This window comes from Methylobacterium sp. Leaf123, assembly GCF_001423405.1.
GTDB lineage: Bacteria > Pseudomonadota > Alphaproteobacteria > Rhizobiales > Beijerinckiaceae > Methylobacterium.
Genome location: NZ_LMNS01000010.1, coordinates 20,201 through 33,937, shown reverse-complemented (window position 1 = coordinate 33,937; position 13,737 = coordinate 20,201). Strand labels below are relative to the sequence as shown.

Below are 13,737 nucleotides of genomic sequence, written 5' to 3'. Positions count from 1 at the left end.
CCCGTCTTGCCACGGGGTGAAGGCATGGCTCCCGCGACCGACACGGCGCCGCGCGCACTTGCCGGATCGGGCGACACCTTATATTGCGACGCGATACCGCCCGAATCCGTACCCTGGCGTCACGACCGTCGAAACACGGCCCGCGACACGGCGCTTTATGGCCGGGCTCCAAGTTTCCGAACGGCTCGAGATCTCCGATGAAGCTGCGCAACATCGCCATCATCGCCCACGTCGACCACGGCAAGACGACGCTGGTCGACAAGCTGCTTCAGCAGTCCGGCACCTTCCGCGAAAACCAGCGGGTCGAGGAGCGGGCGATGGATTCCAACGACCTCGAGAAGGAGCGTGGCATCACGATTCTCGCCAAGGCGACCTCGGTCGTCTGGCAGGATACCCGCGTCAACATCGTCGACACCCCCGGCCACGCCGATTTCGGCGGTGAGGTCGAGCGTATCCTCTCGATGGTCGACGGCGTGATCGTGCTGGTCGATGCCGCCGAAGGCCCGATGCCGCAGACCAAGTTCGTGGTCGGCAAGGCGCTCAAGATCGGCCTTCGCCCGATCGTGGCGATCAACAAGGTCGACCGGCCGGACGCGCGCATCAACGAAGTCGTGAACGAGGTGTTCGACCTGTTCGCGGCGCTCGACGCCACCGACGAGCAGCTCGACTTCCCGATCCTCTACGGCTCGGGCCGCAACGGCTGGATGGCCGATTCGCCCGACGCCTCGCCGGATGTCGGCCTCGCGCCGCTGTTCGACCTCGTGCTCAAGCACGTGCCGCAAGCCCGCGTCGAGGAGGGTCCGTTCCGGATGCTCGGCACGCTGCTCGAAGCCAACCCGTTCCTCGGCCGCATCATCACGGGGCGCATCGCCTCCGGCACGGTGAAGCCGAACCAGTCGATCAAGGTTCTCTCGCGCGACGGCAAGGTCGTGGAGACCGGCCGCGTCTCGAAGATCCTCGCCTTCCGCGGCCTGGAGCGTGCGCCGATCGAGGTCGGTGAGGCGGGCGACATCGTCTCCATCGCCGGTCTCGTGAAGGGCACGGTGGCCGACACCTTCTGCGACCCGCAGGTCGAGACCCCGATCCAGGCCCAGCCGATCGATCCGCCGACCGTCACCATGTCCTTCATCGTCAACGATTCGCCGCTGGCCGGCACCGAGGGCGACAAGGTCACGAGCCGCATGATCCGCGACCGCCTGTTCAAGGAGGCCGAGGGCAACGTCACGCTCAAAATCGAGGAAGCCGCCGACAAGGACTCGTTCTACGTCTCCGGCCGCGGCGAGCTGCAGCTCTCGATCCTGATCGAGACCATGCGCCGCGAAGGCTTCGAGGTGGCCGTGTCGCGTCCGCGCGTCGTTCTGGAGAAGGACGAGGACGGCGAGATCCTGGAGCCGGTCGAGGAGGTCGTGGTCGACGTCGACGAGGAATATTCGGGCGTCGTCGTGCAGAAGATGTCCGAGCGCAAGGCCGAGATGATCGAGATGCGGCCCTCGGGCGGCAACCGGCTCCGGCTCGTCTTCCACGCTCCGACCCGCGGCCTCATCGGCTACCAGGGCGAGCTGATGACCGACACCCGCGGCACCGCGATCATGAACCGCCTGTTCAAGGCCTACGAGCCCTACAAGGGCGAGATCGCCGGCCGCCGCAACGGCGTGCTGATCTCGAACGACAAGGGTGAGGCCGTGGCCTACGCCATGTGGAACCTCGAAGATCGCGGCCCGATGATGATCGAGCCCGGCGCCAAGGTCTATCAGGGCATGATCGTCGGCGAGCACAACCGCGAGAACGACCTCGAGGTGAACGTGCTCAAGGGCAAGAAGCTCACCAACATCCGCACCACCTCGAAGGACGAGGCCGTGCGCCTGACGCCGCCGATCCGGATGACGCTGGAGAAGTCGCTGGCCTGGATTCAGGACGACGAGCTGATGGAAGTCACGCCGAAGTCGATCCGCCTGCGCAAGATCCACCTCGACCCGAACGAGCGCAAGCGCTTCGAGCGCTCGAAGGAAGCGCTGACGGGCTAACAGCCCCGCTTCCTCCGCCCCAACGAAAAGGCCCCGATGCGGTGAACGCATCGGGGCCTTTTTCATTCGGCGCCCGTCACGAACGGGGCGTTTCAGACCCCCATCACCCCCGGTCCGCGGAAGTGATGGGGGTCCCGGCGCGCCTCAGGCGGCCCGCACCGTCGCGAGGAAGTGGCGGACCTGGCCGTCGAGGCGCTCGGATTGCTGCGACAGCTCGGAGGCGGAGGTCAGAACCTGATTCGCGGCGGCCCCGGTCTCCTCGGCCGCCACCGCGACGCTCGCGACGTTGCCCGTCACGGCACCGGTGCCGGCGGACGCTTCGGAGACGTTGCGCACGATCTCCTGGGTCGCCGCGCCCTGCTCCTCCACCGCCGCGGCGATCGAGCTGGCCAGTCCGTCGATCTCGCGGATGCGGGCCGCGATGTCGCCGATGGCCGTGACCGCCTGCCCAGTGATGGACTGGACCTGTCCGATCTGGCCGGAAATCTCGTCGGTCGCCCGGGCGGTCTGGTTGGCGAGTTCCTTCACTTCCGCCGCGACCACGGCGAAGCCGCGGCCGGCTTCGCCCGCCCGCGCCGCCTCGATGGTGGCGTTGAGCGCCAGCAGGTTGGTCTGGCCGGCGATGGTGGAGATCAGCCCCACCACGTCGCCGATCCGGGCGGCGGCGACGCTGAGATCCTGCACGAGTTGCGCGGTGCCCTCGGCCTCGACGACGGCCTTCTGCGCCAGGCTCGTCGAGCCGGTCACCTGCCGGGCGATCTCCTGCACCGAGGCGCCAAGCTCCTCGGCCGCCGCGGCGACCGTGCCGACATTGGTGGCGGCCTCTTCCGCCGCGGCGGCGGCGGCGTTCGACTGGTCGGCCGTCTGCGAGGCGGTGCCGGCCATGCTCCGCGCGGTGGCCTGCAACTCGGTGGCGGCGGCGGAAACGGTGCCGACGATGCCGCTCACGGCCTGCTCGAAATTGTCGGCCATGTCGCGCATCGCCGCCTTGCGCTGCGCCTCGGCCCCGGCCCGCGCCAGGGCGGTCTCTTCCTCCAGGGCGCGGGTGCGGATCAGGTTGTCCTTGAACACCTGAACCGCGTTCGCCATCGCCCCGACCTCCTCGCGGCGCTCACGGAAGGGGATCTCGACGCTCGCATCGCCCTCCGCGAGGCGGCTCATCAGGCCGGTCATGCGGCGGATCGGGCGGGCGACGAAGCCGTTGAGCAACAGGATGCCGAGGCCGGCGGCGGCCAGCAGCGCCGCGAGGCCGGTGCCGACGGCGAAGCGAGAGGCGCTGGCGGCCTCCGCCGCGATCCGGGCGCGCGATTCCAGAAGGGCCCGCTCGGTATCGGCGATCGTGACGGCGACCTTGCGCACCGTGTCCATGGTGGTCTTGCCGGCACCGGACGCCTCGATCCGGCGCGCCTGCTCGCGGGTCGCCTCGTCGCGCATCAGCGCGATCTCGCGCTCGGCGACATCGCGGGCCCACTGGCCGGCGGCGGTATCGAGGACGTCGAGCCGGCGAAGCTGCTCGGCGTTGTCGGAGACGAGCGTGCGCAGCCGCGCCAGCGCCTCGGTGTAATTCTTGGTCCCGGCGTGGAACGGCTCGAGGAAGGCGGTGTCGGCCGAGACGAGGTAGCCCCGCAGGCCCGTCTCCCGGTCCACCATGCTGCCCGTCAGCCGGTCGAGATCGAGGAGGACTTGATAGGTGTGGTCGCGCCAGCGGTTGGTTTCCTCGATCGTGCCGAGGCTACGCCAACTGATGAAGGTCGAACCGCAGACGGCTAGGATGACGAGCGCGAAGACGACGACGAGCTTGGCGATAATGGAAAGGTTGGCGATGGCACGCATTGCGCTGATCCGCGGGCTCACATGCGCTGCACGGCGGCGGCGCTTCAACAAATGATGGTCACGGCGCGCCTAAAGCCCCGTTAATCCAGGGTGGCACAACAAAGTTGTGCGCTTGTGCCGCCGCACGGGGCCGATGTGCTTGATTCGCGCCGATCACAGGATCCAGCGATCCCACAGGCACAGGCCGGCTTAAGGATTGTTTCCACCCGGCAAATTTCAGCCAAACCCCTGGCACGATGAGGATTTTTCGATCCGCGGGGATGGACCGGATAAATCTTGCCCGGCAATTCTTGCCCGGTGCCGGAAAAAATTAACTCCCCGGTAACCATCCGGGCGGTCAATGGGCGTGTCGGTAAGGAAACGTCAACGCCCGTGACCAGCCCCGCTCCCACCCGCCCCTCACTGCCCCTGCGAGGCCGCGTCTTCCGCGCCGTCTCGTTGGCGCCGGAAGCTCCCCTCGCCGAGTGGCTCGCCCTTCTGGACGCAGCCCTGAAGCGATCGGCCACGCTGTTCGACGACAGGGCCGTGATCCTCGACGTCGCCGGCCTCAAACCCGCGCCGTCCGAGTTGGAGACCCTGATCGCCGAGCTGTCGGCCCGGAAGCTCCGTATCCTCGGCATCGAGGGTGCGGAGGCCCCGCTGCCCTCGCTCTTGCCGCCGCGGCTCATCGGCGGTCGCCCCGCCGGCGACGTCGTCGAGGCGCCGGCGTTCGAGGAAGAGAAGCCGGGCGTGTCGTCCCTCACCATCGAGGGCTCGGTGCGTTCGGGCCAAAGCATCGTCCACCGCGAGGGGGACGTGACCGTGATGGGCTCGGTGTCTTCGGGCGCCGAAATCCTCGCGGGCGGCTCCATCCATGTCTACGGCGCCCTGCGCGGGCGGGCCATCGCGGGCGCCGCCCGCAACCCTCGCGCACGCATCTACTGCCGCAAGTTCGAGCCCGAGCTTCTCGGCATCGACCGCCTCGTCCGCACGGCCGAGGACATGGGCACTCACCTGCGCGGTCAAGCGGTCCAGATCTGGTCCGACGGCGGCGCGATCAAAATTGCAGCCTTGGGTTAAGGGGAAAAGAGAATGGCCAAGGTTCTTTGTGTCACGTCCGGTAAGGGCGGCGTCGGCAAGACCACCACGACGGCAGCGCTCGGTGCGGCGCTGGCGCAGGCCGGCGAGAAGGTCTGCGTGGTCGATTTCGACGTCGGCCTGCGCAACCTCGACCTGATCATGGGCGCCGAGCGCCGCGTGGTCTACGACCTGATCAACGTCACCAACGGCGACGCCAAGCTGCCCCAGGCGCTGATCCGCGACAAGCGCCTCGAGAACCTCTCCCTGCTGCCCGCCTCGCAGACCCGCGACAAGGACGCGCTCACCGACGAGGGCGTCGAGCGGGTGATGGGCGAGCTTCGCGAGCGGTTCGACTGGATCGTCTGCGACAGCCCCGCCGGCATCGAGCGCGGCGCCCAGCTCGCCATGCGCCACGCGGATGTCGCCGTGGTGGTGACGAACCCCGAGGTCTCCTCGGTGCGCGACTCGGACCGGATCATCGGCCTGCTCGACTCCAAGACCGTCCGCGCCGAGCGCGGCGACACCATCGAGAAACACCTGATCCTGACCCGCTTCGACCCGGCCCGCGCCGACCGTGGCGACATGCTCAAGGTCGATGACGTGCTCGAGATCCTCTCGATCCCGCTGCTGGCCATCATCCCGGAGAGCCTCGAAGTGCTGCGCGCCTCGAATGTCGGCTGCCCGGTGACGCTCAACAACCCGCTCTGCGCGCCCTCGCGCGCCTACATCGATGCCGTGCGTCGCCTGAAGGGCGAGACCGTGCCGATGGCGATCCCCTCCGACCGTAAGTCCCTGATCAACAAGCTGTTCACACGGAGGGCCGCATGAGTGTCCTGACCTTCCTCAAGCCGCGTGGCTCCGGTTCGGTCGCCCGCGAACGCCTTCAGCTCATTCTCGCGCACGAGCGCGTGGAGAATGGGCGGCCCGACCTGATCATCACGTTGCGCGAAGAGATCCTGAACGTGATCGCCAAGCACGTCACGGTCGAGCGCGACAAGGTGCAGATCAAGCTGGAGCGGGGCGAAGGTGTCTCGACCCTCGGCGTCGACATCGAATTCCCTGTCGATGCGGTGCTCAAGCCGAAGGCGAAGGCCAAGCGCGCCATCGCCTGACCGGCTGCTCCTTCCAGCCAACCAAGACCTGCGGCCCCGAACGGGTGCCGCAGGTCTTTTCGTTTCAAAGTGCTGTCCGTGGCCGCGTTGCGATGGGCGAACGGGAACGACCGGCCGTTGCCCGGCGGCAACATATGTCGTTTTTGCGGACCCGCCCAAGACGGGCGCAATAGACGAACAGACTCTCCGGCAATCGATTCCCGCAAAGCCTTCAACGGCTTGTTTTGATTGCGAAGAATACTCTGGAACACATACAAACTGCCCTCCCGGACTTGTTCATTGCGCTTTTTACGTCTCCCGTAACGGGCAGGAACGGTGCCGTCGCGCGCCTTCATCGGTTCGGGGTTCGCGGGATGTCGGCAGGGTTGATCGAGGCTCTGCATCGGGGTGAAGGCGTCAGGCTCCAGCGCTTCCTGACGCGCCTGCTGGGCAATCCGGCCGATGCGGCCGACGCCGCGCAGGAAACCTATCTGCGCCTCGTGAAGGCGCTCGGCCGAACGGAGATCGAGCAGCCCCGCATCTTCCTGTTCTTCGTGGCGCGCAACGTCGCGCTCAATCTCGGGGCGCGGCGCCGCTTCGAGACGGGGCTGTTCTCTTCCCTGACGGATCTCGATCTCGCCGAAGTGGCGGACGGCCAGGCGCGGCCCGAGCAACAGGTCATCGCGCGCCAGCAACTGCGCCTGGTCGCCGCCGCCATCGACCGGCTGCCGCCGCGCTGCCGCGAGGTGTTCCTGCTCAGCACCCTCGACGGCCTGCCCAACGGCGTCATCGCGACCCGGCTCGGGATCAGCCGCAACATGGTCGAGAAGCACCTGATGAAGGCGCTCCTCTACACCCGCCGCACCTGCCGCGATTTTTTCTAAATCCACGTCAGGGTTTTCCGGCCTCACCGGTCTCTATGAGAGGGGCGGCGCGCGCCTGCCCGGCACGGGCATGCGAGACGAGCGGCGAGAAGACCCGGATGAACGAGCGCGAGCCCCCGGACGCATCGGAGGAGGCGGAGGACGATCCGGTCTACGCGGAGGCCGCCCTCTGGGTCGCCCGCCTCTCCTCCGCGGACGCGACGGAGGCCGACCGAAGCGCCTTCGAGGCGTGGCGCGCGGCCGATCCCGCCCATGCCGAAGCCTTCGCCGAGATGGATGCGTGGCGCCGCACGATGAAGCGGGCGCCCGATCCGCGACGGCGCGGCGTGCCAAAGGGGCTCGCGGCGCTCGCCGCCATCATCGGTCTGGCCGGCCTGCTGGGCGATCCACTCGGCTGGGTGGACCGGATGCGGGCGGATGCCTGGACCGATCGCGGCGGCTTCGAGACGACCACCCTCCCCGATGGAAGCCGGGTCGATCTCAACACCGATACGGCCCTGGCGCTGCGGTTCACGGAGGGCGAGCGCGGCGTCGCGCTGCTGCGCGGCGAGGCGGTGTTCGATGTGGTGCCCGACCCCCAGCGCCCCTTCGTCGTGCGCGGGAACGGGGTGCGGGCCCAAGCGGTCGGGACGCGCTTTTACGTCCGGATCGATGGAGCCACCCCGGTCGGGGTCGCCGAGGGCCGCGTCGATGTCGCGACGCAAGGCGGCGAGACGCGGCTCCAGGCCGGCGAAATCGCGGTGCGCGGTGCGGATGACCGTCCCGTCGCCCGCACAAGCGACGTGGCGCGGGCGATCGCGTGGCGCGAGGGAAAACTCGCCGTCTCGGGCCAGCCGCTCTCCCAAGTCCTCACCGAGCTGGAGCGCTACCGGCGCGGGCGCATCCTGCTGGCGGATTCCGCGCTCGACAGCCGCCGCTTCAGCGGCACGCTCGACCTGCGCGACACCGACGCCGCGCTCGACGTGCTGGCCGCCGCGATGGGGCTCCGGCTCACCCGCCTGACCCCGCTGCTCGTCGTCGTGCGCTCGGCCCCCTGAGAAAGATCGGAAAAAACGCGCCCCCGGAGGTCAGGAGTTTCGCGGCTCGCCTGTCTACCGAAACAGGGGGCGGGCAGAGCCGCTCCCGGCCGGGGATAGGGGCGTGGGACATGGTGGTGGGAGATCGACGCGGAGGGGCGCGGCAGGCGCGGCATCTCACGCTGGCAGGTGCATCGCTGATCGCCATGACGGCTGTGGCGGGTGCGCAGGGCGCGGCCCCGCTCGCCGTGGATCGGATTCGTCTCGTCCCGATCACCACTGACGCACCGTCCGGCGCGGGCGACACGGATATGGCGCGGGTTCCGGTCGCGGTCCCAGCCGGACCGCTCGAACCGGCCCTGACGGTTCTGGCCGGACAGGCCGGGCTGAAGCTCGCCTACCGCACCGCTCTGACCGAAGGCCTGACCACCCGCGGCGTGGAGGGCGCGTTCCGGCCGCTCGACGCCCTGGCCGAATTGCTCGACGGCACCGGCCTGACCTACCGGGCGGCCGGCCCCTCGACGATCACCCTCGTCAATCCGCGCTACGTCCAGCTCGGCAATGAACCGGCCGCCGTCACGCTGGAGGAGCTGGCGGTCGAGGGCCGGGCGGGGGGCACCGCCCGCGCGGCGGGCCTGCCGCCGCCGACCGGCACGATCGGCCAGCCGCCGGTGCCTTACGCCGGCGGGCAGGTCGCGTCGGGCTCCCGCCTCGGCCTGCTCGGCAACCGCAACACCTTCGACCAGCCCTTCACCGCGACGAGCTACACGGAGAAGCTCATCCGCGATCAGCAGGCGCGCAACGTTCAGGACGTCGTCAACAACGACCCCTCGATCCGCACCAACGTGCCGGCCTTCTCCGGCATCCTCGGCTTCTTCATCCGCGGCTTCCCGGTCTTTGCGCAGGACATCGCTTTCAACGGCCTGTTCGGCGTCGCCGACGCGTTCAACCCGGCGATCGAGCCGATCGAGCGCGTCGAGGTGCTGCGCGGCCCCTCGACCCTGCTGTCGGGCGTGCCGCCCTTCGGCAATATCGGCGGCGTCATCAACCTGATCCCCAAGCGCGCGCTCGAAGAGCCGCTCAACCGCGTCACCCTCGGCTACGCCTCCGATGCGCAGGTCTACAAGGCGGTCGATATCAGCCGCCGCTTCGGGGAGGCCAAGGAGTGGGGCATCCGCTTCAACGGCGCGTTCAACAACGGCGCCACGCCGATCGACAACCAGAGCCTTCATTTCGGCACCGCCGCCCTCGCCCTCGACTATCGCGGCGAGCGCCTGCGGGCCGCGCTCGACCTCGGCTACCAGGAGCTCGACTTCCAATCGCCCCTGCGCAACCGCAACGTCGCGGCGGGCGTGCGCATCCCCCGCGCGCCCGACCTGACCCTGAACCAGCACCAGCCCTGGGAGTATCGCGACAGCGCCAACCAGCAGATCGCCACCCGGGTCGAGTACGACCTGACCTCGGACCTGACCCTCTACGGCGCCTATGGCCGCTCGAACTTCCGGCAGGAATATTTCGGCGGCGTTCTGACGATCTTCAATGCGCGCGGCGATTACCGCGACCCGATCAGCTACCTTCCGTTCCACATCGTCAACCGGACCGCCGAGGCGGGCCTGCGCGGCACCGTCGAGACCGGGCCGATCCGGCACAGCTTCGGCCTCGCCGCGGTCGGCTTCTGGCAGGATCTCGCCCAGCCGCCGGCCCAGAATGTCGGCCCGGTCATCGTGTCGAACCTCTACGATCCGGTCCCTGTCGCGCCGCGCTCCACGGTCGGCCTGTCGAACGCGACGCCGCGCACGTCGAGCCGGATCAACCGCAGCATCGCCCTCGCCGATACGATGTCGCTCTTCGACGAGCGGGTGCTGCTCACCGTCGGCGGCCGCTGGCAGAGCCTCGATGTGAATTCCTACAATCCCGTCACGGGCTTTCGCAGCGGTGCGAGCGAGAGCGGCGCCTTCTCGCCCGGCATCGGCCTCGTGGTGAAGCCGTGGGAACGGCTCTCGCTCTACGCCAACTATGTCGAGGGCCTGACCTCGCCGGCCCCGCCGGTGAACGCGCTCAACGCCAGCGCCGCCTTCCCCGCGGCGGTCTCGCGGCAGACGGAAGTCGGCGCCAAATACGATTTCGGCACCGTCGGCCTCGGCTTTGCCGCCTTCGAGATCGAACAGCCCTTCGGCTTCCTCGACACGGCCACTCAGCTGTTCTTGGTCGATGGGCGCCAGCGCAACAGCGGTGTCGAGATGACCGTGTTCGGCGAGCCGGTGCCGGGCATTCGGGTGCTGGGCGGCGTCAGCCTGCTCGATGGGGTGCAGGTGCGCTCGCAGGACCCGCGCAATGTCGGCCGGGTCGCGGTCGGCGTGCCGGAGGTGCAGCTCAACCTCTACGGCGAGGCCGATCTGCCGCCGAGCCTTCTGCCGGGGCTGAGCCTGACGGGCCGGGTGATCTACACGGCGGCGCAGTATTACGACTTGGCCAACAGCCAGAAGATTCCGGATTGGGCGACGCTCGATCTCGGCCTGCGCTACGCCACCCTGTTCCGGGACAGGCCGCTGACGCTCCGGGCCAACGTCGTCAACGTGACGGGCAACAACTACTGGGCGACGACGGGGCGCGGCATCCTCGCGCAAGGGACGCCGCGGACGGTGCTGCTCTCCGCCTCGGTGGATTTCTGAGGGCTCACCCCCGTCGCGTCAGCCGGAAGGCGGGGGCGTGGTCGGGCTGGGTCGTCACCACGGCTGCCGGCAGCACCGGGCGGTCATCGGCCCGCTCGATCCGGAAATGCCCGACGAGCCGGCTCAGCGCCAGCGTCGCCTCGGTGAGCGCGAAGGCCGCGCCGATGCAGACCCGCGGCCCCGCCCCGAAGGGCAGGTAGGCAAAGCGCGGCACCGGCGGCGCGCCGGGCAGGAAGCGGCCCGGATCGAACGCATCGGGGTCGCGCCACAGCTTGCGGTGTCGGTGCAGCAGCCAGGGCGAGATCGTCACGCTGTCGCCGGGCCGGACCGTCTCGCCGGCCAGTTCGTCCGAATCGAGCGCGCGGCGGGCGATGACGAAGGCGGGCGGGTAGAGCCGCATCGTCTCCTCGATCACTGCGCGGGTGAACGGCTTGTCCGCGCTCCCCGATTCCGCCGCCACGGCTCCTTGCGTCTCCGGCGTGAGCGCGAGCACGGTGCAGGCCCAGAGCAGGGTCACCGCCGTGGTCTCGTGCCCGGCCAGGATCATGGTGGCGACCTGATCGCGCAGCTCCTCATGCGAGAAGCCGCGGCCGGTCTCTGGATCGCGGGCGGCCCGCAGCAGGTCGAGCAGGTCGCGCGCCTCGCCTCCAGCCTCGCGTCCGCTTTGGCCCTCGTCGCGGTCGGCGATGACCTCATCGAGGAAGGCGACCCAGTCGCGGCGGAAGCGGGCGCGGGCCCGGTCGAGCGGCGTGGCGAAGCGCAGGGGCACGACCAGATCGGTCAGGTGCGGGCGCCCGAGCCGCGCGGCATAGGCTTCGAGGAAGCCGCGCAGACGGTCGCCGTGGCGGGCCATGCCGACGGAGAACATGGTGCGCCCGGCGATCTCCAGGGCGAGCCGCTGGAGCGCAGGGAACAGATCGACCGGCCCCCGTGCCGCCGCGCCGTCGAGGGCGGCGACCGCCTCGTCGCTCGCCGACAGGATATGGGGCACCAAGGTCTCCACCGCCCGCGGGGTGAAGGCGGGCGCCAGCGTCCGGCGTTGGTGGCGCCACGCCGTCCCCTCGCTGATGAGCAGGCCGTCGCCGAGCATCGGCCGCAGCATGCGGATGGTCATCGGGGTGCGGGTGTAGTTGGTGGCGTTGTCCACCAGCACGCGCCGCACCAGATCCGGATCGCTGACGGTGAAGCGGGTGCGCCCGAGCAGCCGGCGGCGGCGCAGGGGCGCCTCGTAGGCGGAGGCCGGCCAGCAATCGATGCCGTTGACCCGCATCGCCGCGATGAAGCGCAGAGTCGGCAAGTCCTTTTCCGGTGGCACCGGCACCGGCGGCACCAAGCGCGGCGCCGCGTGGCCGGGCGGAGCCTGCATGTCCATTCCGTCACGTCCTCTCGCCCCCGTGAACGGGCGCTCGCGAAGCGTTCTAGGCGCTGAGACCCGCCGGGGCGAGTGCAACGGCGGAAGGGCTCGGCAACAGGCGGCGCAGGGGCGAGCTCAGGCGCGCAAGGTGCCGGTCAGGCTGTGCTGCGGCACCTCGCCCGGATGGACGACCCGCTCCCAGGAAAAGTCGTCCCAGCGCAGGAATCCATCGAACCAGCGGCGCAGGCGGTCCTCGCCCGCCTGTCCGGTATAGCTCGTCAGCGCGACCGTCAGCGGCGTCTCGACGGCCACGTCGAAGCCGGTGCCGGCCTCGGTCTGCCCGACGAGATGCAGGGCGAAGCGGTCGCTGCCGCGATGCGCCACCGTGATCCGGCAGGGGCCGAAGGCTTCGTTACCGTAGGTGCCGAGCAGGCCCGGCGGCTCGCGCCAGGTTTCGCCGGTGAGCGGGTTGACCGCGCGCGGCCCCTCATAGGTCAGATCGAGCCCGTCGAGGCTGCCGAGACCACGCCCCGCGAACAGCCGCGTCGGCAGTTCGAGCCACTGCGTGTCCATGGTCGGGGTGATGGCGAGATGCTCGTCCTCGTCCGCGGGCACGTCGTAGGTGAAGGGCTGCCCCTGGAGGCTCAGGGTGAGGCCGACGGTCTCCTCGGGCTCCTGTCCGCGCCACCGCCCGTCCGCCGCATTCAACGCGAGGCTGCACGAGGCGATCTCCGGTGCGTAGGCCGTGCCCTCGTAGATCATGCGAAAATGGCTCATGGATGGTCCTGTACCCCTTGTCCGGCGGCGAAATCACGTCTGCGCGTCCCACGGCGCCTGGGCCGGAACGCGAGCGGCGCGGGAAACGGCCTGTCCGTGTTTCTCACACAACACCCGCTGCGCCGACCTGCCCTGAGGGGCGGCGATCGGTAATCGGACGTTGTGTGAGGCACTGAAAGCGCCGGCCCAAAAGCGCTTGGCTATGATCGCGGAGACCGACAATGATCATCTGGTCCGGTTGGGGTGTGATGTCCGTGCTGGTCGCGGGCGTGGCGCTGGCCGCCCTCGGCGCCTTCTTCGCCAAGGTGCCGGGCCGTCCGGTCTGATGCCCGTGTCCTCACCCGACAGCGCCACCCCGACGGACGCGCGCATCGACCTGCACGGTTCGCGCTGGCGGCTCGTCGGCCTCCTGCTCCTGGCCTGCGGCTTCACCGCCGTCTGCCTCGCTCTGCTCTTCCTCGAGCCGGAGGACGGGCCGATCGTTGCGCCCGGCAGCGTCGAGCAGTTCATCCTGATCGTCGGCGTCGGCTTCTTCGGCCTGACCCTTCCCCTGTTCCTGCGCGAGGTGCTGCGGCGCGGTCCGGTCGTGTCGGTCTCGCGCCACGGCCTGTTCGACCGCCGGCTCTCCAGCGACTGGATTCCGTGGTCGGCGATCACGGATCTCGACGCGGTCGCCGTCGGCCGTCACCACTTCCTGCGCATCGCGGTGGAGCCGGACCACGCGGCGGCTCTGCCCTGGACACGCCGCGCCCGTGTCAGCGCACGCCTCAACCGGATGTACGGCGAGGGCTACTGGCTCTCCGGCCAGGGCGTGGAAGGCGGCATCGATGCCGTGCTGACCGCGATCGAACAGGTCTGGCATCCGGATGCGTGAGACCGGGGTCGAGCGGCCATCGGCTGCAAAGCCCGGATCGCACGGTGCGAGCGGATGAAAATTTCGCCCCGGACGTAGCACAGGCAAGCTCAGATCGCGCATTAAGTCTTTGAAAAGCGCGCGGAACTTCTCTTTTCGACAGGCGTCAACGGT

At 69.3% G+C, this 13,737-nt stretch carries 11 protein-coding genes; 8 read left to right on the top strand and 3 right to left on the bottom strand.

Features of this window, described 5'->3' with window-relative positions; all coding sequences use genetic code 11:
• Window positions 1–197 precede the first annotated feature (197 nt).
• A complete protein-coding gene (gene typA / locus ASF53_RS09130; RefSeq protein ID WP_056197195.1) occupies window positions 198–2,024 on the top strand; it encodes a translational GTPase TypA in 1,827 nt (608 codons plus the stop codon).
• Between the two features lie 144 nt (window positions 2,025–2,168).
• Here the strand turns inward: typA and ASF53_RS09125 are convergent, their stop codons facing one another.
• Window positions 2,169–3,857, bottom strand: coding sequence for a methyl-accepting chemotaxis protein (locus ASF53_RS09125; protein WP_056197189.1), 1,689 nt, complete (start codon window positions 3,855–3,857; stop codon window positions 2,169–2,171).
• A 372-nt stretch (window positions 3,858–4,229) separates the two neighbouring features.
• Here ASF53_RS09125 and minC point away from each other — a divergent pair, with 372 nt between their 5' ends.
• The 6 genes from minC to ASF53_RS09095 all read left to right on the top strand — a co-directional run bounded on the left by minC (window position 4,230) and on the right by ASF53_RS09095 (window position 10,579).
• A complete protein-coding gene (gene minC / locus ASF53_RS09120; RefSeq protein ID WP_056197187.1) occupies window positions 4,230–4,916 on the top strand; it encodes a septum site-determining protein MinC in 687 nt (228 codons plus the stop codon).
• 12 nt (window positions 4,917–4,928) lie between these two features.
• Window positions 4,929–5,744, top strand: coding sequence for a septum site-determining protein MinD (minD, locus tag ASF53_RS09115; RefSeq protein ID WP_056197185.1), 816 nt, complete (start codon window positions 4,929–4,931; stop codon window positions 5,742–5,744).
• On the top strand, window positions 5,741–6,028 hold the full coding sequence (gene minE / locus ASF53_RS09110) for a cell division topological specificity factor MinE (RefSeq protein ID WP_056197183.1): 288 nt from the start codon (window positions 5,741–5,743) through the stop codon (window positions 6,026–6,028). The genes minD and minE overlap by 4 nt, the downstream gene beginning before the upstream one ends.
• A gap of 353 nt (window positions 6,029–6,381) precedes the next feature.
• Complete coding sequence (locus ASF53_RS09105) at window positions 6,382–6,891, top strand: RNA polymerase sigma factor (protein ID WP_056197182.1); 510 nt, start codon at window positions 6,382–6,384, stop codon at window positions 6,889–6,891.
• A gap of 98 nt (window positions 6,892–6,989) precedes the next feature.
• On the top strand, window positions 6,990–7,928 hold the full coding sequence (locus tag ASF53_RS09100) for a FecR family protein (protein WP_056197180.1): 939 nt from the start codon (window positions 6,990–6,992) through the stop codon (window positions 7,926–7,928).
• 110 nt (window positions 7,929–8,038) lie between these two features.
• Window positions 8,039–10,579 carry a TonB-dependent receptor gene (locus ASF53_RS09095; RefSeq protein WP_056197178.1) on the top strand — a complete coding sequence of 847 codons (2,541 nt, stop codon included), beginning with the start codon at window positions 8,039–8,041 and terminating at the stop codon, window positions 10,577–10,579.
• Window positions 10,580–10,583: 4 nt separating this feature from the next.
• Here the strand turns inward: ASF53_RS09095 and ASF53_RS09090 are convergent, their stop codons facing one another.
• Complete coding sequence (locus ASF53_RS09090) at window positions 10,584–11,951, bottom strand: cytochrome P450 (protein WP_056197175.1); 1,368 nt, start codon at window positions 11,949–11,951, stop codon at window positions 10,584–10,586.
• 117 nt (window positions 11,952–12,068) lie between these two features.
• Entirely contained in the window at window positions 12,069–12,710 is a 642-nt protein-coding gene (locus tag ASF53_RS09085; RefSeq protein WP_156635464.1) for a hypothetical protein, read from the bottom strand.
• Window positions 12,711–13,041: 331 nt separating this feature from the next.
• Between ASF53_RS09085 and ASF53_RS09080 the strand changes: the two genes are divergently transcribed.
• Complete coding sequence (locus tag ASF53_RS09080; protein ID WP_156635462.1) at window positions 13,042–13,584, top strand: STM3941 family protein; 543 nt, start codon at window positions 13,042–13,044, stop codon at window positions 13,582–13,584.
• Window positions 13,585–13,737: the final 153 nt, after the last annotated feature.